Origin of the sequence: Streptomyces sp. NBC_01408 (assembly GCF_026340255.1) — a bacterium.
Classification (GTDB): Bacteria; Actinomycetota; Actinomycetes; order Streptomycetales; family Streptomycetaceae; genus Streptomyces.
On record NZ_JAPEPJ010000003.1, the window covers coordinates 67,692 to 89,469 of the forward strand.

Annotated in this window: 16 protein-coding genes and 1 riboswitch; of the genes, 8 read left to right on the forward strand and 8 right to left on the reverse strand. The window is 74.0% G+C overall.

What is annotated here, in order from left to right; all coding sequences use genetic code 11:
- Nucleotides 1–33: 33 nt before the first annotated feature.
- Nucleotides 34–1,320, forward strand: coding sequence for an MFS transporter (locus OG447_RS28145; protein WP_266940240.1), 1,287 nt, complete (start codon nt 34–36; stop codon nt 1,318–1,320).
- A 10-nt stretch (nt 1,321–1,330) separates the two neighbouring features.
- Nucleotides 1,331–2,068 carry a 4'-phosphopantetheinyl transferase superfamily protein gene (locus OG447_RS28150; RefSeq protein ID WP_266940241.1) on the forward strand — a complete coding sequence of 246 codons (738 nt, stop codon included), beginning with the start codon at nt 1,331–1,333 and terminating at the stop codon, nt 2,066–2,068.
- Nucleotides 2,069–2,227: 159 nt separating this feature from the next.
- Here OG447_RS28150 and tsaD read toward each other — a convergent pair whose 3' ends face one another.
- Together tsaD and OG447_RS28160 are read right to left on the reverse strand one after the other, a co-directional pair.
- Nucleotides 2,228–3,316 carry a tRNA (adenosine(37)-N6)-threonylcarbamoyltransferase complex transferase subunit TsaD gene (gene tsaD, locus OG447_RS28155; RefSeq protein ID WP_266940242.1) on the reverse strand — a complete coding sequence of 363 codons (1,089 nt, stop codon included), beginning with the start codon at nt 3,314–3,316 and terminating at the stop codon, nt 2,228–2,230.
- Between the two features lie 109 nt (nt 3,317–3,425).
- Nucleotides 3,426–3,560, reverse strand: coding sequence for a hypothetical protein (locus tag OG447_RS28160; protein ID WP_266940995.1), 135 nt, complete (start codon nt 3,558–3,560; stop codon nt 3,426–3,428).
- A gap of 155 nt (nt 3,561–3,715) precedes the next feature.
- On the opposite strand from OG447_RS28160, the gene OG447_RS28165 reads away from it, so the two are divergent.
- The gene (locus tag OG447_RS28165; protein WP_266940243.1) at nt 3,716–4,684 is read left to right on the forward strand and encodes a serine protease; all 969 of its coding nucleotides are present in this window, start codon (nt 3,716–3,718) and stop codon (nt 4,682–4,684) included.
- A gap of 25 nt (nt 4,685–4,709) precedes the next feature.
- Here the strand turns inward: OG447_RS28165 and OG447_RS28170 are convergent, their stop codons facing one another.
- A complete protein-coding gene (locus OG447_RS28170) occupies nt 4,710–6,122 on the reverse strand; it encodes a hypothetical protein (RefSeq protein WP_266940244.1) in 1,413 nt (470 codons plus the stop codon).
- Nucleotides 6,123–6,240: 118 nt separating this feature from the next.
- Nucleotides 6,241–7,188 carry an oxidoreductase gene (locus OG447_RS28175; protein WP_266940245.1) on the reverse strand — a complete coding sequence of 316 codons (948 nt, stop codon included), beginning with the start codon at nt 7,186–7,188 and terminating at the stop codon, nt 6,241–6,243.
- A gap of 178 nt (nt 7,189–7,366) precedes the next feature.
- Here OG447_RS28175 and cbiE point away from each other — a divergent pair, with 178 nt between their 5' ends.
- From cbiE to OG447_RS28190, 3 genes are read left to right on the forward strand one after another with little or no spacing between them, the layout of a single operon-like run.
- Nucleotides 7,367–8,614, forward strand: coding sequence for a precorrin-6y C5,15-methyltransferase (decarboxylating) subunit CbiE (gene cbiE / locus OG447_RS28180; RefSeq protein ID WP_266940246.1), 1,248 nt, complete (start codon nt 7,367–7,369; stop codon nt 8,612–8,614).
- Nucleotides 8,611–9,360 (forward strand): precorrin-4 C(11)-methyltransferase, encoded by a 750-nt coding sequence (cobM, locus tag OG447_RS28185; RefSeq protein ID WP_266940247.1) that lies wholly within the window; start codon nt 8,611–8,613, stop codon nt 9,358–9,360. Before cbiE ends, cobM begins: the two co-directional genes overlap by 4 nt.
- On the forward strand, nt 9,350–10,177 hold the full coding sequence (locus OG447_RS28190; RefSeq protein ID WP_266940248.1) for a cobalt-precorrin-6A reductase: 828 nt from the start codon (nt 9,350–9,352) through the stop codon (nt 10,175–10,177). Before cobM ends, OG447_RS28190 begins: the two co-directional genes overlap by 11 nt.
- 107 nt (nt 10,178–10,284) lie before the next feature.
- On the opposite strand, the gene OG447_RS28195 is transcribed toward OG447_RS28190, so the two are convergent.
- From OG447_RS28195 to OG447_RS28205, 3 genes are read right to left on the reverse strand one after another with little or no spacing between them, the layout of a single operon-like run.
- On the reverse strand, nt 10,285–11,775 hold the full coding sequence (locus OG447_RS28195) for a precorrin-2 C(20)-methyltransferase (protein WP_266940249.1): 1,491 nt from the start codon (nt 11,773–11,775) through the stop codon (nt 10,285–10,287).
- The gene (locus OG447_RS28200; protein WP_266940250.1) at nt 11,772–12,419 is read right to left on the reverse strand and encodes a precorrin-8X methylmutase; all 648 of its coding nucleotides are present in this window, start codon (nt 12,417–12,419) and stop codon (nt 11,772–11,774) included. The genes OG447_RS28195 and OG447_RS28200 overlap by 4 nt, the downstream gene beginning before the upstream one ends.
- Entirely contained in the window at nt 12,416–13,636 is a 1,221-nt protein-coding gene (locus OG447_RS28205) for a cobalamin biosynthesis protein CobG (protein ID WP_266940251.1), read from the reverse strand. Before OG447_RS28205 ends, OG447_RS28200 begins: the two co-directional genes overlap by 4 nt.
- A 350-nt stretch (nt 13,637–13,986) precedes the next feature.
- A riboswitch (cobalamin riboswitch) is annotated at nt 13,987–14,124 on the forward strand.
- Between the two features lie 32 nt (nt 14,125–14,156).
- On the opposite strand from OG447_RS28205, the gene cobN reads away from it, so the two are divergent.
- Together cobN and OG447_RS28215 are read left to right on the forward strand one after the other, a co-directional pair.
- Complete coding sequence (gene cobN / locus OG447_RS28210; RefSeq protein WP_266940252.1) at nt 14,157–17,774, forward strand: cobaltochelatase subunit CobN; 3,618 nt, start codon at nt 14,157–14,159, stop codon at nt 17,772–17,774.
- 239 nt (nt 17,775–18,013) lie between these two features.
- On the forward strand, nt 18,014–20,239 hold the full coding sequence (locus OG447_RS28215) for a germacradienol/geosmin synthase (protein ID WP_266940253.1): 2,226 nt from the start codon (nt 18,014–18,016) through the stop codon (nt 20,237–20,239).
- 237 nt (nt 20,240–20,476) lie between these two features.
- On the opposite strand, the gene OG447_RS28220 is transcribed toward OG447_RS28215, so the two are convergent.
- Nucleotides 20,477–21,706, reverse strand: a complete 1,230-nt coding sequence (locus OG447_RS28220; protein ID WP_266940254.1) for a YncE family protein — start codon at nt 21,704–21,706, stop codon at nt 20,477–20,479.
- Between the last annotated feature and the right edge of the window lie 72 nt (nt 21,707–21,778).

Genomic DNA, 21,778 nt, shown 5'->3' on the forward strand with positions numbered 1-21,778 from the left:
TTCCTTCCCCGACTCACAGAAACCAGGTGCCCCATGGACACCCCCCAGCCATCCCCCGCCGCCGAACCCCGGACACCGGCACCGGCACCGGCACCGGTCCAGTGGGGCCGCGTCAGTTCCCTCGTCGGCGGTCAGGCCGCCGTCCAACTCGGCAGCTTCGCGCTGCTCATCGCCATGAACTGGACCGCCGTCCAGCTCGGCGGCACCGGCGCGGTGACCCTCCTGATGCTCGCCGCCACGGTGCCCCGCGCCCTGATGCTGATCTTCGGCGGGGCGGTGGCCGACACCCTCGGGCCGCGCTTCGTCCTGCTCCGCACCACCGCCGCCCGGGTCGTCCTGCTCGCCGGCGGGGCCGTGGTCACCGCCACCACCCAGCAGCTCTGGCCGCTGGTGGTGATCGCGCTGGTCGAGGGGATCCTGCTCGGCCTGGCCGGACCGGCCTCCGGGGTCCTGCTCCCGATGTTCGCCCGCGGCGACCAGCTGGCCCGCGCCAACTCCCTGTACGCGATGGTGCTCCGGGTCGCGCCCATCCTCGGCGCCCCCGCCGGAGCCTTCCTGATCACCATCGGGGAGCTGTGGCTGGCGATGCTGGCCGGCGCGGTCACCGGCGCGATCTGGCTCGGCTGCCTGCTCCACGTCACGCACGGATTCGTCCGGCCGAAGCCCGAGCCCGGGGTCTCGCTGGTCAAGCGGTCCGGTGACGGATTCCGCCTGCTGTCCCGGCACCCCCGGCTGCGCTGGATGTTCGTCGCCGCCCTGTGCCTGGACATGGCGTTCAGCTGGCCCGCCGAGGTCGCGCTGCCCCTGCTGGTCTCCGAACGCGGCTGGGGGGTCGGCGCGGTGGGCATGGTGCTGGCCGCGTTCAGCGTGGGCGCGCTCGGCTCCAGCGCGGTGGGCGCCGCACTGGCCCACCGGATCCCGATGTTCGTCCGGCTGGTGGTGACGGGAGCGGGCCTCGCCGCCGGCATCCTGGTGATGGCCCTGATGCCCTCCGTGGCCTCCCTCACCGCCGTCGCCGCCGGGGTCGGCCTGCTGTCCGGGCTCAACGGCCCGGCCATCGTCACCCTCTACCAGCAGTCCGCGCCCGAGGACCGGATGGGCGCGGCCATGTCCACGCTCTCCCTCGCGGGCATCGGCACCGCGCCGGTCTCCATCGCCGTCTTCAGCTCGCTGTCCCTGGTCCTCGGCGTGCAGACCACCTGGCTGCTGTGCGGCGCCATCGCCTTCGTCTCCCCGCTGGCGGCCGTCATGGCGCTGCGCCACCCCGCGAAGGCGGAGGAGCAGGCGCCGGTGGAGCTGCCCGTACCGGCAGCCGTGTGAGGAGGCCCCCATGACGCCGACCACCGCAACAGCCACGGCCGCCCGCCCGCTCCTGCTCCCGGAACGGCTGTCGGAGCGCGGGCCGGCCGGCGCCGTACTGGTGGCCGCGAGCCCGCAGCTGTGGCTCGTGGACACCACCGCCTACCGGGCGCACGCGGCGCGGCACGCCCCGGGCACCCTGGACGCCCAAGAGCTGGCCCGCGCGGCCGAGTTCGTCCGGGCGGCCGACCGTGACGCGTACGTCTGCGCGCACGTGGCGCTGCGCCGGCTGCTCGGGGCGTACCTGGGCACGGCCCCGCGCGAGGTGATCGTGGAGCGGGCTCCTTGCACGCACTGCGAAGAACCGCACGGGCGGCCCGTCCTGCCGGGCGGCGCCCTGCACTTCTCCCTGTCGCACTGCACCGGGATCAGCCTGCTGGCGTTCGCGACGGCGCCGGTCGGGGTGGACGTGGAGGAGATCGTGCTGCCGCAGACCATCGCGGAGACGGCCGATGTGCTGCACCCCCGGGAGGCGGCCGAGCTGGCGCTGCTGCCGGCCGGGGAGCGGCCCGTCGCCTTCACCCGGGTGTGGACGCGCAAGGAGGCGTACCTGAAGGGGCTCGGGGTCGGGCTCTCGGAGGATCCGGCGGCCGATTACGTGGGTTCGGGCCCGGCGCCCGCCCGGCTGCCGGGGTGGAACCTGACGGACGTACGGGTGCCCGACGGCCACTGCGGGGCGGTGGCGCTCCAGACCGTGGCCTCAGGCTGACAGCGCGACGCCGGCCGCCCTGGGTCGTGTCATCGAAGTGGCGTCTGGCTGTCGGGGTCCGGCACGCACGCTCGCCGCGTTGTCGTCGGTCGCCGATGCTCCGCATCGACTCCCTCCTCCGCCTTGCGATCGCACGCACCAGACCCCGACAGCACCGCCCTACGGGCGGCCGACGCCACTTCGACGACACTCCCTGGGGGTGAGCGCGGCGTACTCCAGCGGCGCGGACGGGTCGGTCGTCACGTCCAGCGGCGCCGGCTCGGCGCCCGCGCGGACCAGCAGGTCGCCGATGGCCGCGATCATGGCGCCGTTGTCGGTGCACAGGGTCATCGGCGGCACCCGCAGGGCGATCCCGGCCGAGGCGCACCGCCGCTCGGCCAGGGTCCGCACCCTGGAGTTGGCCGCCACCCCGCCCACCACCACCAGCGTCCGCACCCCGTGGGCGGTGCACGCCGCGACCGCCTTGCGGGTCAGCACGTCGGCCACCGCCTCCTGGAGCGCGGCCGCGCCGTCGGCGACCGGCGGCTCCTGCCCGCGCAGCCGGTACCCCTCGGCCCAGCGGGCGGCGGCCGTCTTCAGCCCCGAGAAGGAGAAGGAGTAGGCGTACGGGTCGTCGGCGCCCCGTCCGCCGGTCAGCGGGCGGGGGAAGGAGACGGCCTTCGGGTCGCCGTCCCGGGCGGCGCGGTCGATGGCGGGCCCTCCGGGGTACGGCAGGCCGAGCACCCGGGCGACCTTGTCGAAGCACTCCCCCGCCGCGTCGTCCAGGGTGTCCCCGAGGTGCACGATCGGCTCGCGTACGAGGTCCCGTACGAGCAGCAGCGAGGTGTGCCCGCCGGAGACGATCAGCACCATGCAGGGCTCGGGCAGCGGCCCGTGCTCCAGGGTGTCGGCGGCGACGTGGCCGGCCAGGTGGTGGACCCCGTACAGGGGCAGGCCGAGGGAGTAGGCGAGGGTCTTGGCTCCGGCCAGGCCGACCTGGAGGGCGCCGGCGAGGCCGGGGCCGGTGGTGACGGCGACCGCGTCGAGCTGGGAGGGGCGCAGCCCGGCCTGGTCCAGGGCCCGGCGGACGACCGGGTTGAAGGCCTGGAGGTGGGCGCGGGCGGCGATCTCCGGGACCACTCCGCCGAAGCGGGCGTGCTCGTCCATGCTCGACGCGACGACGTGCGCGAGGAGTTTTCCGTCGCGGACGATGCCCGCCCCGGTCTCGTCGCAGGAAGACTCGATCCCGAGCACCACCGGAGATCCCACCACAGCACCCTCAACCCTTATTGCGAGACGTTCGCAATAAGGGTACCGGTCGTACGCCGCCTGCCGGACTTACTCGTCCGGTGCCGGCCACAGCACCACCGGACACCCCCTAGCCGCGCGGCACCACGGTGGCGAGCACCTGGGGGAGCGGGTACCAGTCGGCCGAGACGATGGAGGCGTGGCGTCCGGCGAGCAGCGCGAGGCGGTCGCGGGCCTGGGCTCCCGTCGATCCAGCGCAGCTCAAGTCGCGTGGAGCGTAAGGGGGTTGAGTGACGCCGGGAAGGCCGGCGGATGACGGGCGGGCGGCTGTGAGAACAGACACGTCCCCCGGCTGCAACCCAGGCCGCCGCTCCCCCATCGAACGAGGAGCCGGATGCGTCAGCGGGGTGGGAGTTCCACATGTTCAGCAAGGTTCGCGGGAGGACCGTACGGGTCACCCTGCTCGTCGGCGTCCTCGGCGCGCTGCTCTTCGCGGGCATCCGGTTCGCCTGGGAGCTGCACGGCATCACCGCCCACCTCGCCGACGGGGATGCCGCGCAGGGCACCTACCAGCAGGACCCCCAGCGCGCCGACCGGACGGCGTCGGCCGTGCTCGACGGGATGGTCCGGGAGGACCCGGAACCGCCCACCGACAACCAGGTCTTCGGCGGCGACGCCCCGGTGGACTGGAGGACCGCCGGATGGCAGCCCTCCGAGCCGCTGGAGGCCCGGACCGCGACCGCCGAGCCCTCGGTCGGCGCCCTGTTCTCCCCCGGCACCGACGGCGACGGGGATCACCACTGCTCGGCCGGCGTGGTCCACTCCCCCGCCGGCGATCTGATCGTCACCGCCGCCCACTGCGTGTACCAGGGCGGCTTCCGCACCAACCTCGCCTTCGCCCCCGGCTACCGCGACGGGGTCGCGCCGTACGGGGTCTGGGTGCCCACCCGCATCGACGTGGACCCGCGCTGGGCCGAGGACCAGGACCCCGACCACGACGTGGCCTTCCTCCGGCTGCGCCGGCCCGGTCATCCCGGTCAGCGGCTGGAGGACGTCACCGGCTCCCTGACGATCCGCTTCCGGACCGAACTCCCGGCGCCCGCCCGGCTCGTGGGCTACCCGAACGCCGACGAGCTGCCGCTGGAATGCCGCACCACCGCCCGCGCGGCCGGACCGACGCAGCTGCGCCTGGACTGCGCGGACGTACCCAACGGCACCAGCGGCGGCCCGGTGCTGACCGACGGCCACATCCTGATCGGGGTGATCGGCGGCCGCGACGGGGGCGGCGACGACGAGACCTCGTACAGCGTCTACTTCGGCGACCCGATCCGCACCCTGTACGAACGCGCCTCCCAAGGCCAGGCACCAGCGGGCGACCACCACCCCTGACCGGGTCTTCGTCGTGACGGGACACCTAGGGGGTGTCCCGTCCGGCCGGCGGGCGGTGGTGGGGCGGGTAGGCGGCCGTGGCCGGGGAGGTCGGCAGGCGCCACTTCGACAGGACGCGGATCACCGTGGCCGGGGTGAGCAGGGCGCTCGGCGGGGCGGCCAGGGACAGCACCCCGAAGAACCGGCCGGAGACGGCGGGGTCGGAATTGGCGCCCACCATCACCCGTGACATGTAGCGCTGGAGGATCCGGGTGGCACGGTCCGGCGGCGGGCCCTCGGTCCCCGGGTACCGCATGTCCTCGCTGGTGGCGATCTGCCAGGCCGTCTGGGCGGCGGCCAGCGTCCGGCGCTGGATCCGGCGGGCGCCGCCCGGGACGCTCCCCGTGTCCAGGCCGCGGATCTCCTTGCGCAGGACGTCCGCCGCGAGCGCGGCCACCGTCATCCCGTGCCCGTACACCGGGTTGAGCCGGCAGGCCGCGTCGCCGAGGACCACGAAGCCCGCGGGCCAGCGGTCCAGGCGCTCGTAGTGCAGCCATTCGTTCGCGGTGGCGCGGAAACCGGTGGCCGCGGAGAGCGGCTTCGCCTCGCGGAGGGCGTCGTAGAGGGCCGGGCTGCGCAGGCTGCGGGTGAAGCCGAGGAACTCCTCGTCGTCGGTGGGCGGGGCGTGCTCGCCGTTGCCGACGAGCGTCACCAGCCACCGGGCGCGGTCCAGCGGTATGAGCACCGCCCCGCGCGGGCTGTCCGGGCGGCCCTGGACGTACATCCCCTGCCAGCGCCGGGCCGGATCCGGGGGTATCTCGTAGTAGCGGCTGGAATAGCCCAGCCCGGAGACGTACCGGGTGATCTCCGGAGCCGGGACGCCGAGGGCGGCGAGCCAGGCCGGGGCCTTGGAGGTGCGTCCCGTCGCGTCGACCACGAACCGTGCGGCCAGCGGCTCGCCGTGGCGGAACTCCACCCCGGTCACCGAGCGCCCGTCCGGCGCGCCGACGAGCCCGGTGACGGTGCTGCCGGTCCGCAGCCGGATCCGCTCGTGCCGCAGGACCTCCCTGCGGACCGTCCAGTCGATCAGCTCCCGGTCGGCCAGCAGGACTTCGGTGCCGGGCACCGGACGGAACCAGTCCGCCGGGCTCAGCCAGAGGAAGTCCCCCGGGGACTCCAGCAGGGCGGCCCCCGCGCCCAGCAGTCTGTCGGTGACCCCGGGCAGCAGTTCCTCGATCAGCTCCAGCCCCCGCGACCAGAGCACGTGCACGTGCCGTGACTGCGGGACCCCCGGCCGGAAGCCCGGGCCGTCCTCCGGCAGTTCGTCCCGCTCGACCAGGGTCACCCGCGCGAACCGGTCCGCGAGCACCCGCGCCGCCAGCAGCCCGGCCAGGCCCGCCCCGAGGACCACCGCGTGGTCGTGGGGTTGTGGGTGGTTGTCCGTATCGTCGTCGTCCATGCCCCGAGTGTCCGGCCCGCGGGTCCGCGCGGGTCAGGTCCCGGCCGGGGCGGACGGAGGCACCCCGGGGGCGGACGGGCTCACACGGGGCGCCCGGCCCGGGCGGGAGCCGTGGGCGTCAGCGCGGCAGGGACGCGTAAGAGACCCCGGTGAGCTTCTCCGACGCCGTCCAGAGCAGCTCGCCCGACGTGTCGTCGAGGGTCCGCTTCGCCCGCCAGGACCGTACCGGCGCCCCGCGCCAGCCGAACCGCGGGCCTATGAACGCGTCCGGCAGGACCCCGGGCGCGGTGGCCGCGTAGAGGGTGGGCAGCGCGCCCCTGGCGGCGGGCTGCGCGACGACCGCGTTGCCGAAGGCCGCCACGCGCGAGTTGAGGGTGGGGCCCTCCAGCGTGGCCGCTCCGGCGTGCAGATTGCTGGAGGCGTAGCCCGGGTGGGCCGCGGCGGCGGTGATCGTGGAGCCGGCGGCGGTGAAGCGCCGGGACAGCTCGTGGGTGAAGAGCAGGTTGGCGGTCTTGGAGCGGCCGTAGGCGATCCAGCGGCGGTAGCCCTGCTCGCCGCCCGCGTCGGGGACCGCGAGGGCGGTGTGGTCGACGTCGGCGAGCGCGTGGAACCCGCTGGACACGTTCACGATCCGGGCCCCGGACGCCGCCGCCCGCAGCCTCGGCAGCAGCAGACCGGTCAGGGCGAAGTGTCCGAGGTGGTTGACGCCGAACTGGGTCTCGAACCCGTCGGCGGTGCGCCCGTACGGCAGCGCCATCACGCCCGCGTTGTTGACCAGCAGGTCCAGCGTGTCGCGGCGCTGCCCGTAGGCCTTGGCGAACTCCTGCACGGAGGCCAGGTCGGCGAGGTCGAGGGCGGCGAACTCCACCTGGGCGCCGGGCACTTCGGTGCGCAGCCGCACCTCGGCGGCCTTCCCGCGCGCGGCGCTGCGGCAGGCCAGCACCACGAAGGCGCCGCGCCGGGCGAGCTCCCGGGCGGTCACGTAGCCGATCCCGCTGTTGGCCCCGGTCACGACGGCGGTCCGGCCGCTCTGGTCGGGGATGTTCGTGGCGTTCCAGCCGGGCATGGCAGCTCCCTCGCGACACTGTGGGCACCGAGCGTAGAACGGGCCGGTACCGGGGGCGGGGGCGGGGGCCGGATGCGGGGGCCAGTAGGCTGCGAGTCCGCCTTCCCTCCTCCGCTTCCGCTGCACGCCGCTTTCGTTCCCCTTCCGCTTCCGCTTCCGTTTCCCGAGGTACCGCGCAGTGAGCTCCGCACCGCCCCCCGTACCCGTGACGGTCGTCGGCCTCGGCGCCGACGGCTGGGCCGGGCTCACCGCCGCCGCGCGGTCCGCGCTGGCCTCCGCCGAGGTGCTGATCGGCGGGCCGCGCCAGCTCGACCTGCTGCCGCCCGCCGAATGCGGGGGCGAGCGGGTGGCCTGGCCGAGCCCGCTGCGGCCCGCCGTGCCCAAGCTGGCCGCCGAGCACGCCGGCCGCCGGATCGCCGTGCTGGCCAGCGGCGACCCCATGTTCTACGGGATCGGCCGCGCCCTCGCCGAGGAGCTGGGCCCCGAAGCCCTGCGGGTCCACCCGCACCCCTCCTCGGTGTCGTACGCCTGCGCCCGCCTGGGCTGGCCGGTGGAGGACACCGAGGTGGTCACCGTGGTCGGCCGTCCGGTGGCCCGGCTGGCGGCCGCGCTGTACGAGGGGCGGCGGGTGCTGGTCCTCAGCGCCGGAGCGGCGTCCCCGAACGAGATCGCTGCTCTGCTGCGAGAGCGGGGCTTCGGCCCGAGCCGGATGCGGGTGCTGGAGCAGCTGGGCTCCGAGCGCGAGGACACGTACGGAGGCCGGGCGGACGGCTGGGACCATGCGCCCGGCGACCCCCTGAACGTGGTGGCCGTGGACTGCCGCCGGGACCCGCGGGCGCGCACCCCGCGCCTCGGCGCGACCCCGGGGCTGCCGGACGCCGCCTACGAGCACGACGGGCAGCTCACCAAGCGCCGCGTCCGGGCCGCGACCCTGTGCGCGCTGGCCCCCGCCCCCGGTGAGCTGCTGTGGGACATCGGCGGCGGTTCCGGTTCGATCGGCATCGAGTGGATGCGCACGCACCCCTCCTGCCGGGCGGTGGCCGTGGAGCGCGTACCGGAACGGGCCGCGCGGATCACCCGTAACGCGGCCGCCCTCGGCGTGCCCGGCCTGCGCGTGGTGACCGGCGCCGCGCCGGACGCGCTCGCCGGACTGCCCGCCCCCGACGCGGTGTTCATCGGCGGCGGGCTGACCGCGCCGGGCCTGCTGGACGCGGCCTGGGCCGCGCTGGCCCCCGGCGGCCGGCTGGTGGTCAACACCGTCACCCTGGAGTCGGAGGCGGTCCTCACCGAGCGCTACCGGCGCCACGGCGGCGAACTGGTGAAACTGTCCGTCGCGCAGGCCGTGCCGGTCGGCGGTTTCACGGGCTGGCGGCAGGCGATGCCGGTCACGCAGTGGTCAGTGACAAAGGAGATGGATCAGAGATGACCGTGTACTTCATCGGTGCGGGCCCCGGCGCCGCCGACCTGATCACGGTGCGCGGTGCCCGGACCCTGGCCGCCGCTCCCGCCTGCCTGTACGCGGGCAGCCTCGTCCCGCGCGAACTGCTCGCCGAGTGCCCGCCGGACGCGCGTCTGGTCGACACCTCGCAGCTGAACCTGGACGAGATCGTCGCCGAGTGCGTACGGGCCCACGCGGCGGGCCAGGACGTCGCCCGGCTGCACTCCGGCGACCCGTCGATCTTCAGCGCGGTCGCCGAGCAGATGCGCCGGCTCGACGCGGAGGGGATCCCCTACGAGGTCGTCCCCGGGGTACCGGCCTTCGCCGCGGCCGCCGCCGCGCTGAAGCGGGAGCTGACGGTGCCGACGGTCGGCCAGACCGTGATCCTGACCCGGATCGCCCAGCAGGCCACCCCGATGCCGCCCGGCGAGGACCTGGCCACGCTGGGCCGCAGCGGCGCGCTGCTGGTACTGCACCTGGCCACCCGGTACGTGGACCGCGTCGTCGACGAGCTGCTGCCGCACTACGGGGCCGAGTGCCCGGTGGCGGTGGTGGCGATGGCCAGCCGCCCCGACGAGCTGGTCCTGCGCGGCACCCTGGCCGACATCGCCGCCCAGGTGAAGACCGCGGGCCTGGTCCGCACGGCCGTCATCCTGGTCGGCCGCACCCTGGGGGCCGAGCAGTTCCGCGACAGCCACCTGTACTCCCCCGAGCGCGACCGGCATGCCTGCTGAGCCGGATCCCCGGCGGCACGTCCTGATCCTGGGCGGTACGACCGAGGCCCGCCGCCTCGCCGAAGCCCTGGCCGGGGCGGGGGCGGGAGCGGGGCGATCTGCCGGGCTGCCCGGCCCGGAGGCTCCGGGCGCTCCCGCGCCGGAGGCGCTCCGCGTGACCACCTCCCTGGCGGGGCGGGTCGCCGCACCGGTGCTGCCGCCCGGCGAGACCCGCATCGGCGGCTTCGGCGGGCCTGCGGGCCTCGCCGCCTGGATCCGGGACCACCGGGTCACGCAACTGGTCGATGCCACCCACCCCTTCGCGGAGCGGATGAGTTTCCACGCCGCCGAGGCGGCCGCTCGCACGGGCGTCCCGCTGCTGGCGCTGCGCCGCCCCGGCTGGGTTCCCGGCGCGGGCGACGACTGGACCTTCGCCGACTCCCTCGAAGGGGCGGCCGAGATCCTGCCCTCGCTCGGCGGCCGGGCCTTCCTGACCACCGGGCGGATGGGGCTGCACACTTTCGCGCACCTCAACGACACCTGGTTCCTGGTGCGTTCGGTGGATCCGCCGGAGGGTCCCGTACCGCCGCGCCTGGAAGTGCTGCTGGCCCGGGGCCCGTTCGCCCTCGCCGACGAGCGGGAGCTGCTCGCCCGTCACCGTATCGACGTGCTCGTCACCAAGGACAGCGGCGGCTCGGCCACCGCCCCCAAACTCGCGGCCGCCCGCGAGGCCGGCATCCCGGTCCTGGTCGTACGCCGCCCCGCGGTCCCGCAGGGCCAGCCGCAGGCGGCCTCGGTCCTCGAAGCGCTGCGCTGGCTCGACGCCGGACCCGCGTAGGGCCGGTCGCCGACCCGGAGCTGCGCAACGGGCCCGGGCCGTGAACGGGCCGGGGCCCGGGAGCGGTTCACCGCTCCCGGGCCCCGGGTCACGCCCGGCCGCGCGGGTCAGGCGTAGCGGCGCGGCGTCCAGGTGAGCCTGGACCCGTCGGCCCGCTCGGTGACCTGGGTCTGCGAGGAGCCGATCAGCAGGATCGTGCGCATGTCCACCTCGGACGGCTCCAGCCCGGCGAGGGTGACGATCCGCACCGACTGCTCCGGGCCGCCCACGTCGCGGGCGACGACCACCGGGGTCTCGGGCGAGCGCAGCTCCAGCAGCAGCTCACGGGCCTGGGCCACCTGCCAGGTACGGCTGCGCGAGCCGGGGTTGTACAGGGCGAGCACCAGGTCGGCGGCGGCGGCCGCGCGCAGCCGCTCCGCGATGACCTCCCACGGCTTGAGCCGGTCGGACAGCGAGATGGTGGCGTAGTCGTGGCCGAGGGGGGCTCCCGCTGCGGCGGCCGCCGCGTTGGCGGCGGTCACCCCCGGCAGGACCCGTACGGGCACGTCCTTGTACTCCGCCTGCCCGGCCACCTCCAGGACCGCCGTGGCCATGGCGAAGACCCCGGGGTCGCCGCCGGAGACCACGGCCACCCGCTTGCCGCGCCGGGCGAGGTCGAGGGCGAACTCGGCCCGCTCCGACTCGACCTTGTTGTCGGAGCCGTGCCGGATCTGGCCCGGCTTCACGGGGACCCGGTCCAGGTACGTCGTGTAGCCGACCAGCACCTCGGCGTCGGCGAGCGCCCGCCGGGTCTGCGGGGTGAGCCACAGCGGCCCCGCCGGACCGGTGCCGACGACGACGACCTCGCCGGGGCCGGACGGCACCTGGCCCGGGTTGCCGATGCGGCTGGGGACGACCGCGACGGCGAAGTACGGCACGCTCTGCGGGTCGGTGTCGCCGAGCAGTCCGGTCCGCTCGCCCGCCATGGTGGCGCGTTCGACGTAGCGGGCCTCGGCGAGCCGGCCGCTGCTGGCCATCGCACCGCGCACGGCGGGGAAGGTCCGGCCGAGCTTCATCACGACCGCCGAGTCGGTGGCGGCGAGGCGGGCGGCGAGCTCCTCCTCGGGCAGGGTGCCGGGGAGGATGGTCAGGACCTCCTCGCCCTCCACGAGCGGGGTGCCGAGCCGGGCGGCGGCGGCGCTGACGGAGGTGACACCGGGGATGACCTCGGTCTCGTAGCGGTCCGCGAGCCGCTTGTGCATGTGCATGTACGAGCTGTAGAAGAGCGGGTCGCCCTCCGCGAGGACGGCCACGGTCCGGCCGGCGTCCAGGTGCGCGGCGAGGCGGGCCGCGGCGGACTCGTAGAACTCCTCCATCGCGCCCTGGTAGCCGCCGGGGTGGTCGGTGGTCTCGGTGGTGACCGGGTAGACCAGCGGTTCCTCGATGTGGTCCGCGCGCAGGTGCTTCGCGGCGATCGAACGGGCGATGGACCGCCCGTGCCGGGCGCTGTGGTAGGCGACGACGTCGGCCTCGCCGATCACCTCCACGGCGCGCAGGGTCATCAGGTTCGGATCGCCGGGCCCGAGCCCGACCCCGTAGAGCCGTCCCCCGGCCCTCATTCGGCCACGCTCGCGATGGCGTTGACGGCGGCGGCCGCGATGGCGCTGCCGCCGCGCCGGCCCCGCACGATCAGGTGGTCGAGGCCCGAGGGGTGCGCGGCGAGGGCGTCCTTGGACTCGGCGGCGCCGATGAAGCCGACGGGCACGCCGATGACGGCGGCCGGGCGCGGGGCGCCCTCCTCGATCATCTCCAGCAGCCGGAAGAGCGCGGTCGGGGCGTTGCCGACGGCGATCACGGAGCCCTCCAACAGGCCCCGGTCACGCCAGACTTCGAGCGCGGCGGCGCTGCGGGTGGTGCCCATCTTCGCGGCGAGTTCCGGCACGGCCGGGTCGGAGAGGGTGCAGATCACGTCGTTGTCCGCGGGCAGCCGCTTGCGGGTGACCCCGCTCGCGACCATCTGCACGTCGCACAGGACCGGCGCGCCGGCCTCCAGGGCCGCGCGGGCCCGCAGCACCACCTCCGGGGTGTATCCCAGGTCCTGCGGGAGGTCGGTCATGCCACAGGCGTGAATCATGCGCACCGCGACCTGGGCGACCGAGGCGGGCAGCCTCGAGAGGTCCGCCTCGGCGCGGATCGTGGCAAAGGACTGGCGGTAGATCGCGGCGCCGTCCTTCTCGTACTCGAACACGGTGTACTCGCTCATTTCTTCACTGCGGCTTCGGACACTGCGGCTTCGGGGACTGGGGGTTGGTTGCGCGCGGCGGCGAGGGCCGCGGCGAGTTCGTGGGGTGCCACCGGGTCCGCGCCGAGCCGGTACCCGTCGGGCGTGGCCACCAGGTCCACCCAGGCCGTACCGCGGGGGTGCCCGCAGCGGCGTTCGCAGCCGGACCAGTGGACGGGCAGGGGCCCCCGCGCCCGCTCGGCGACGGCCCGCGCGTCGGCGCGCACGTCGGCGAGGGACTTGGCGCAGCCGGGCCGGCCGGTGCAGGCGGTGACGGACTCCCAGGGGCTGCCGGGCGCGGTGACGAGCCCGGCGGGGCGGGCGTCGGCGGTGACGAGGAGGGAGCGCCAGGGCGTGATGCGCAGCTCGCCGGGCAGCTCCCGCCACTGGTCGGTGCTGAGCCGGCCGAGCGGGACCAGCACGCAGAGCGCGTCCCCGTGCACGCCGGGCGCGGGCGGGTCCGCGTACGGGCGGGGCGCGTCGGGAACGTACCGCGCGCGCATGCCCCGGCCGACCAGCCGCAGAGTGAACTCCCTTGCATCCAGGGCGTGTTCGGCGGGCAGTTCGGCGATCCGCCAGGCCCGGGTGCCGGCTTCGGCCGCGGCGTCGAGGAAGTGATGGGCGGCCTCCAGCGCCGCCCGCGCGGCGTCGGCGGCGGCCACCTCGGCGGCGTCCGGCGACACGCCGAGCCGGATCAGCACCCGTCCGCCGGGCTGCGCGAGGAGGGTCACGTCGGGGCCGAGGGCGGCCACGTCCCCGCGTCCGTCGTCCACGGCGAAGAGGAACCGGCCGGAGAGCGCCGCGGCCTTCGGGTCGGCGCACAGCACCCGGTCCAGGGCGCGCACCGGCGCGGGGTCCGCCAGCGGGCTGGCGACGATGTTCCGGATCCGCTCGTGCGAGGGCGCGGGCAGCAGCCCGACGGAGTCCAGCAGCTCGGCCAGCCCGGCGCCGCACTCCTCGCGGAGGCCGCGCAACTGCACATTGCCGCGCGAGGTGAGCTCCAGGTGCCCGTCGCCGAACCGGTCGGCGGCGAGCCCGAGGGCGGCGGCCTGCCGGGCGGTGAGCAGCCCGCCGGGGATCCGGACCCGCGCGAGGAACCCGTCGTCCGCCGCGTGCAGGCGCAGCGCGCCCGGACAGGCGTCACCGCGGTCCCGTATGACGGGTTCGTCCCGCGATGCGGCGGAGGGCGGCTTGGACATGGCCGCGAGCATACCCACGATTCCCACCCCACCGGCCGGTCCGAGGCACCGACCAGCCCATCCCGGCCCAGCCGAACCATCCCGGGCCCCGCCGAACCATCCCCAGCCAGGCCGGACCATCCCGGCCCCGCCGCCCCCTGCCCAAGCCGAGCCACCAGCCGGCCCATCCCAGCCCCGCCCGCGTTTGAGGCGCGGGGCCCGGGGCAGAGCCCCGGCAACGGCGCCGCGCCATCCAGCCCAGCCCAAGCCAGCGCAGCGCAACCGCGGGGCCCCGGCAACGGCGCCGCACCGAAGACCACGACCCGCCCAAGCCAGCGCAGCGCCCCGCCACCTAAGATGACCTCCCGACGGACCATTCGGCCCGTCATCGCCGAGGACGGCGACATGGGAGGAAGCCCGGTGCGATTCCGGCGCGGTCCCGCCACTGTGAACCTCGCGGAGCGATCCGCCAGGTGAGTCAGGAACTCCCGCTGTCCTCACTGCCCGGGGCGCGGAAACCCCGAGGAAGGCCTGCCGCCGCATGATCCTGCTGCTGTCGACGTCCGACACCGATCTGCTCAGCGCCCGCGCCGCGAACACGGCGGACGGCCCCGTGCCGTACCGGTTCGCGAACCCCTCCCGCCTTCCCCTGGACGACCTCCCCGGCCTCCTCGACGGAGTCGACCTGGTCGTCGTACGCCTCCTCGGCGGCCTGCGCGCCTGGCAGGACGGCCTCGACCTGCTCCTCGCCCCCGGGCAGACCCGCCCGGTCGTGGTCCTGACCGGCGAACAGGCTCCGGACGCCCAGCTGATGGAGGCCTCCACGGTCCCGATCGGCATCGCGGCCGAGGCCCACGGCTACCTCGCGCACGGCGGCCCCGCCAACCTGGACCAGCTGGCCCGCTTCCTCTCGGACACGGTCCTGCTCACCGGCCACGGCTTCGAGCCCCCCGCCGCCTCCCCCGCCTGGGGCCCCCTGGAGCGCACCCCGCGGCACACCACCGGCCCCCGGGTCGCCGTGCTCTACTACCGCGCCCACCAGATGAGCGGCAACACCGCCTTCGTGCACACCCTGTGCGAGGCCATCGAGGCGCAGGACGCGCAGGCGCTGCCCCTCTACGTCTCCTCCCTGCGCACCCCCGAGCCGGAGCTGCTGACCGAGCTGGAGGGCGTCGACGCGGTCGTCACCACCGTGCTCGCGGCCGGCGGAACCAAGCCCGCCACCGCTTCGGCGGGCGGGGACGACGAGTCCTGGGACGCGGGCGCGCTCGCCTCCCTGGGCGTGCCGATCCTCCAGGCGCTGTGCCTGACGGGCTCGCGCAGCAACTGGGAGGAGAACGACGAGGGGCTGTCCCCCCTCGACGCCGCCACTCAGGTGGCCGTGCCCGAGTTCGACGGCCGCCTGATCACCGTCCCGTTCTCCTTCAAGGAGCTCGACGAGGACGGCCTGCCCGCGTACGTGGCCGACCCCGAGCGGGCCGCCCGGGTCGCGGGGATCGCCGTACGCCACGCCCGGCTGCGGCACATCGAGCGCCGCGACAAGAAGGTCGCGCTCGTACTCTCCGCGTACCCGACCAAGCACTCCCGCATCGGCAACGCCGTCGGGCTCGACACCCCGGCCAGCGCCGTGGAGCTGCTGCGCACGCTGATCGCCGGCGGCTACGACTTCGGCCCCGTCGAGGACATCCCCGGCCTGGTGTCCGGTGACGGCGACGAGCTGATCCGCGCCCTGATCGAGGCCGGCGGCCACGACCAGGAGTGGCTGACCGAGGAGCAGCTGGCCCGCAACCCCGTCCGTATCCCGGCCGCCGACTACAAGCGGTGGTTCGCCCAGCTCCCGGCCGATCTGCGCGAGAGCGTCGAGCAGCACTGGGGCGAGGCCCCGGGCAACATGTTCGTGGACCACTCGGCCAACCCGGAGGGCGACATCGTCCTGGCGGCGCTGCGCCGCGGGAACCTGCTGATCCTGATCCAGCCGCCGCGCGGCTTCGGCGAGAACCCGATCGCGATCTATCACGACCCGGACCTGCCGCCCTCGCACCACTACCTGGCCGCGTACCGCTGGATCCAGGCGCGCGCGGAGGACGGCGGCTTCGGCGCCGACGCGATGATCCACCTGGGCAAGCACGGCAACCTCGAATGGCTCCCGGGCAAGAACGCCGGCCTCTCCGCCTCCTGCGCGCCCGACGCCGCCCTCGGTGACCTGCCGCTCATCTACCCGTTCCTGGTCAACGACCCGGGCGAGGGCACCCAGGCCAAGCGCCGCGTGCACGCCACCCTGGTCGACCACCTCGTGCCCCCCATGGCCCGGGCCGAGTCGTACGGCGACATCGCCCGCCTGGAGCAGCACCTGGACGAGTACGCCCAGATCTCCGCCATGGACCCGGCGAAGCTGCCCGCCATCCGCGCGCAGATCTGGACCCTGATCCAGGCCGCGAAGCTGGACCACGACCTGGGGCTGGAGGAGCGTCCGGACGACGAGGGCTTCGACGACTTCCTGCTGCACGTCGACGGCTGGCTGTGCGAGGTCAAGGACGCCCAGATCCGCGACGGCCTGCACGTCCTGGGCGGCGCCCCGACCGGCCCGGCCCGCGTCAACCTGGTGCTCGCCATCCTGCGCGCCCGGCAGATCTGGGGCGGTACGACGGCCCTGCCGGGCCTGCGCGAGGCGCTGGGCCTGGACGAGTCCGCGGCCACCCGCACCTCGGCGGACGCCGTCGAGGAGGCGGCCCGGGCGCTGGTCCAGGCGATGGAGGACGCGAACTGGTCCCTGGACGCGGTGGCTTCGGTCGCGGCGGGCCACCCGGCCCCGGTCGCGGACGTCCTGTCCTTCGCGGCCCGCGAGGTAGTCCCGCGGCTGGCCGGCACGGTGGACGAGATCGCTCACGTCGTCGCCGCCCTGGACGGCCGTTTCATCCCGGCGGGCCCCTCCGGCTCCCCGCTGCGCGGCCTCGTCAACGTCCTCCCGACCGGCCGGAACTTCTACTCGGTGGACCCGAAGGCCGTCCCCTCCCGCCTCGCGTGGGAGACCGGGCAGGCCCTCGCCGAGTCCCTCCTCACCCGCTACCGCACGGACAACGGCGAGTGGCCCGCCTCCGTCGGCCTGTCCCTGTGGGGCACCAGCGCGATGCGCACCTCCGGCGACGACGTGGCGGAGGCCATGTCGCTGCTGGGCATCCGCCCCGTCTGGGACGAGGCCTCGCGCCGCGTGACCGGCCTGGAGCCGATCCCGCTCGCGGAGCTGGGCCGTCCGCGCATCGACGTGACGCTCCGCATCTCGGGCTTCTTCCGCGACGCGTTCCCGCACGTGATCGGTCTGCTGGACGACGCGGTGCGGCTGGCGGCCTCCCTGGAGGAGCCGGCCGACCAGAACTTCGTCCGGGCCCACGCCCAGGCGGACCTGGCCGAGCACGGTGACGAGCGGCGCGCGACGACCCGTATCTTCGGCTCGCGCCCGGGTACGTACGGGGCCGGCATCCTCCAGCTGATCGACAGCCGGGACTGGCGTACGGACGCGGACCTCGCGGAGGTCTACACGGTGTGGGGCGGGTACGCGTACGGCCGCGGCCTCGAAGGACGCCCCGCCCGGGACGAGATGGAGACGGCCTACAAGCGCATCACGGTCGCGGCGAAGAACACGGACACCCGCGAGCACGACATCGCCGACTCGGACGACTACTTCCAGTACCACGGCGGCATGGTGGCCACGGTCCGCGCCCTGCGCGGCACGGCCCCGGAGGCGTACATCGGCGACTCCACCCGCCCGGAGACGGTCAAGACCCGCACCCTGGTCGAGGAGACCTCGCGCGTCTTCCGCGCCCGGGTCGTCAACCCGAAGTGGATCGAGGCCATGCGCCGCCACGGCTACAAGGGCGCATTCGAGCTCGCGGCGACCGTGGACTACCTCTTCGGCTACGACGCCACGACGGGCGTGGTCGCGGACTGGATGTACGACAAGCTCACCGAGACGTACGTCCTGGACCCGGTCAACCGCGCCTTCCTGGAGGAGGCGAACCCCTGGGCCCTGCACGGCATCGCGGAACGCCTCCTGGAGGCCGAGTCCCGCGGCATGTGGGAGAAGCCGGACCCGCAGGTCCTCGAATCGCTGCGCCAGGTCTACCTGGACACCGAGGGCAACCTCGAGGGCGAATCGGACTGAACCCGGGCAGTCGCCCTGGTCTCCACGCTGAGGGGCGCCCTCCTCGCCCGCTGGAAGGGCGAGGAGGGCGCCCCCCTTTTATCCCCCGGCGAAACGTCACGCCGCGGAACAGTCCTTCCGTCACCTGAAGCAGTGAACTCCCCCTTACCCCAGGGGCACCAGGGGTAGGGGCACTGCTGATCTCGTGCGGGGGTCGGGTCACCGGCTCCCGCACCCATGGACGAAAGGCCGACCCAGCCGTGACGCAGCCGTTTCAACTGCCGGATTTCTATGTGCCCTATCCGGCGCGACTGAACCCCCACCTGGAGGACGCCCGGGTCCACACCAAGCAGTGGGCGCGGGCCCTCGGGATGCTGGAGGGTTCCGGTGTCTGGGAGGAGAGCGATCTCGACTCGCACGACTACGCGCTGCTCTGCTCCTACACCCACCCGGACTGCGACAGCGAGGCGCTGTCCCTCGTCACCGACTGGTACGTGTGGGTGTTCTTCTTCGACGACCACTTCCTGGAGATGTACAAGCGCTCCCAGGACCGCGAAGGCGCCCGCGACTACCTCGAAAAGCTCGCCGCCTTCATGCCGATGGACCTGGCCGACGGCTTCCCGGAGCCGACCAATCCGGTGGAGGCCGGGCTCGCCGACCTGTGGGAGCGGACCGTACCGGCCATGTCCATGGACTGGAGGGAACGGTTCTCCGAGAGCACGAAGAACCTGCTCAACGAGTCCATGTGGGAGCTCGCCAACATCCACATCGGGCGCGTGGCGAACCCGCTCGAGTACATCGAGATGCGCCGGAAGGTGGGCGGCGCCCCCTGGTCGGCCGGCCTGATCGAGTACGTCTCCGCCGAGGTCCCGGCCCGGATCGCGCACTCCCGCCCGCTGGGCGTGCTGCGCGACGCCTTCTCCGACGCCGTCCACATCAGGAACGACATCTTCTCCTACGAGCGCGAGGTCGCGGACGAGGGCGAGCTCTCCAACGCCATCCTGGTCCTGGAGACCTTCCTCGACTGCTCCACCCAGGAGGCCGCCGACGCCTCCAACGACCTGCTGACCTCCCGGCTCCAGCAGTTCGAGCACACCGCGCTCACCGAGATCCCGCAGCTGATCGCCGACCACGGGCTGAACCCGTCCGAGGCCGCCGCGGTCCTCGCCTACGCCAAGGGGCTCCAGGACTGGCAGTCCGGCGGCCACGAATGGCACATGGTCTCCAGCCGCTACATGAACAAGGAGGCCCGGTCCACGAAGGCGCTCACCCTGCCGTTCCTGCCGGCCGGGCTGGGCAGCGCGGCCCTGGACCTCCGCTCGGTGTTCGCGTCCCGCGCGATGGAGATGCGCCGCCGCTCCTTCACCCACGTGCCGTTCGAGAAGACCGGCCCGTCGGTGATCCCCGACATCTACCTGCCGTTCCCGCTGTCCCTCAGCCCGCACCACGGGCACGCCCTGGAGGAGTCCGTCGCCTGGGCCCGCCGGATGGGCCTGGTGGACGCCCAGCCCGGCGACCCGGCCTCCGCGATCTGGGACGAACAGCGGCTGCGCGGCTTCGACTTCGCACTCTGCTCGGCCGGGCTCGACCCGGACGCCACCCCGGAGCAGCTGGCCCTCAACGCCTGCTGGCTGACCTGGGGCACGTACGGGGACGACTACTACCCGGTGGCGTTCGCACAGCCGAGGAACCTGCCCGCGGCCAAAGCGGCCACCGCCCGGCTGATCACCATGATCCCGGTGGACCACTCCGATCAGCCGGAGCCGCTGACCGCGATGGAGCGGGCGCTCGCCGACCTGTGGGTGCGGACCACCACGGCCATGGCCCCCGAGCACCGGGAGGAGTTCCGCACCTGCCTGGTCACCATGCTGGAGAGCTGGGTGTGGGAGGTGGACAACTCGATCGCCAACCGGATCCCGGACCCGGTGGACTACGCGGAGATGCGCCGGCACACCTTCGGCAGTGAACTCACCATGTACCTGTGCCGGCTGGGCCTGTCCGGCCGCGGCATCCCGGAGGAGATCTACGCCTCGGGGGTGATCCGCTCCCTGGAGAACGCGGCGATGGACACCGCCTGCCTGCTGAACGACATCTTCTCCTACCAGAAGGAGATCGAGGTCGAGGGTGAGGTGCACAACCACGTGCTCGTCACCCAGAACTTCTTCGACATCGGCTACCCCGAGGCATTGCACATCTGCCATGCCCTGATGACCCAGCGCACCGAGGAGTTCGAGCACATCGTGGCCACCCAGCTGCCGGTGCTCTACGACGACTGGAAGCTGGACCGGGAGGCCCGCGCCGGGCTCGACGCCTATGTGCGCGAACTCCAGGACTGGCTGGCCGGCATCCTCAACTGGCACCAGAAGTGCCGCCGTTACCGCGAGGAGGACCTGCACCGGCTGCCCACCGGTCCGGCCCTGGCCGGCTGGTCCTCGGAGTTCGGCATGGCCGCCGCGAAGATCGCCTACGCGGGCCGCAGCCTCTGAGCCGGCGCCCGCCCCACGTCCGCGGCAGCGGTCCCCGTCCGGACCGCTGCCGCGCACAGCCTCCGGGCGGATACGACCTAGTGCTGTGGCCGGAAAGGTTGCCGGGTCGCGTCGTCCGGTGCGGTGCATCGCAAGGCGGAGGGCCGCGACCCGTACTGGACGTACCGGCGCGGTCCGACAACGCGGCGAGGCGCCGTACCGGGCGGCGCGACCCGGTGAACCTTTCCGGCCACAGCACTAGTTGCCCGTCCAGGTCGCCGGGACGTGGCCGAGCCGGACGCGCTGCGGGTGGTCGCCGACCGGGACCGACACCCGGGCGGTGCCCGTGGCGAAGTCGATGGCCGTGACGCGGTCGGCTCCGCTCTCGGAGATCACGCAGGCCTTCCCGTCGCCGCTCACGGTCGCCCAGTAGGGCTTGGACGCGGGCACCAGCGGCCCCTCCGTGAGGGTGGCGCGGTCCACGACGGTGGCGTAGTCGTCCATGGTGCCCGCCACGCACAGCTTGGTCCCGTCGGGGCTCATGGACATGCCGTGGTGGCGGGAGTCGTTGACCCAGGTGGTGCGGTCGGTGCTGGTGGCCGGGTTCGCGGGGAGGGTCTTGAGGCGGGTGATCCGGTCGGTGGCCACGTCGTACTCCAGGAAGCCGTTGAAGAACGACACCTGGAAGTAGAGCTTGGACTCGTCGGGGCTGAAGGACACCGGCCGTACCGCGTCGGACAGGTCCGGGCGGCCGAAGGCGTCCAGCCGCTCCCGCATGTCGATCACCCGGACGGTACGGAAGGTCCGCGCGTCGACCACGGTGATCTTCCGGTCGCCCTTCGTCCAGTCCAGCCAGGGCGCGTCGAGGGCGGTGTTCACCTCGCCGATCGAGCTGTTCCACAGGTACTTGCCGTCATGGGTGAAGGTGTTCTCGTGGGGCTTGTCCCCGGTCTTGAAGGAGCCGAGCTGCCGGCCGTCGGCGATGTCCAGGACGTGCACGGTGTTGGCCGTGGAGGCCGAGACCGCGACCCGGGTGCCGTCCGGGGAGACCGCCATGTGGTCGGAGCGGTAGCCGGCCACGGGGAAGCGCCAGTTGATCCGCCCCGAGGCGATGTCGATCGATACGACGTCGGCGAAGCTGGGGCGGGAGACGACGACCGCGGATCCGTCCGGGGTGGTGTACATGTCGTCCACGAACTGGTCGTGGCCCTCACCGGCGGACTCCCGGATGCCCAGGAAGTACGCGAGCTTGACCGGGTTGAGGTGGATCTCCCACAGGCGCTCCGCCTTGTCGGGGATGACGTCGATCCGGCCGATCCGGGCGAGGTCGCCGGTCGAGGCGAGGACGTCGGCGGTCCCCTCCCAGTTGTTCCCCACGAACAGCACCTCGCGCAGGGCTTCGTCGCCGGGGGCGGCCGCGGCGGGCCCGACGGCGGTCAGCAGGGCGGCCGCGGCCAGCGCGCCGAGGGTGCGGAGGGTACGTGACATCCGTTCAACTCCGGTCTGAGGAAGGGATGGAGAGGGATCCTCCTGTTACCGGCCGGTAAAATAGGCGGAACA

Excerpts from the sequence above, each read along its gene's own strand:
- OG447_RS28145 (WP_266940240.1), top strand. The coding sequence starts at position 34 with ATGGACACCCCCCAGCCATCCCCCGCCGCCGAACCCCGGACACCGGCA.
- OG447_RS28150 (WP_266940241.1), top strand. The coding sequence starts at position 1,331 with ATGACGCCGACCACCGCAACAGCCACGGCCGCCCGCCCGCTCCTGCTC.
- OG447_RS28165 (WP_266940243.1), top strand. The coding sequence starts at position 3,716 with ATGTTCAGCAAGGTTCGCGGGAGGACCGTACGGGTCACCCTGCTCGTC.
- OG447_RS28170 (WP_266940244.1), bottom strand. The coding sequence starts at position 6,122 with ATGGACGACGACGATACGGACAACCACCCACAACCCCACGACCACGCG.
- OG447_RS28175 (WP_266940245.1), bottom strand. The coding sequence starts at position 7,188 with ATGCCCGGCTGGAACGCCACGAACATCCCCGACCAGAGCGGCCGGACC.
- cobM (WP_266940247.1), top strand. The coding sequence starts at position 8,611 with ATGACCGTGTACTTCATCGGTGCGGGCCCCGGCGCCGCCGACCTGATC.
- OG447_RS28190 (WP_266940248.1), top strand. The coding sequence starts at position 9,350 with ATGCCTGCTGAGCCGGATCCCCGGCGGCACGTCCTGATCCTGGGCGGT.
- OG447_RS28195 (WP_266940249.1), bottom strand. The coding sequence starts at position 11,775 with ATGAGGGCCGGGGGACGGCTCTACGGGGTCGGGCTCGGGCCCGGCGAT.
- OG447_RS28200 (WP_266940250.1), bottom strand. The coding sequence starts at position 12,419 with ATGAGCGAGTACACCGTGTTCGAGTACGAGAAGGACGGCGCCGCGATC.
- OG447_RS28205 (WP_266940251.1), bottom strand. The coding sequence starts at position 13,636 with ATGTCCAAGCCGCCCTCCGCCGCATCGCGGGACGAACCCGTCATACGG.
- cobN (WP_266940252.1), top strand. The coding sequence starts at position 14,157 with ATGATCCTGCTGCTGTCGACGTCCGACACCGATCTGCTCAGCGCCCGC.
- OG447_RS28220 (WP_266940254.1), bottom strand. The coding sequence starts at position 21,706 with ATGTCACGTACCCTCCGCACCCTCGGCGCGCTGGCCGCGGCCGCCCTG.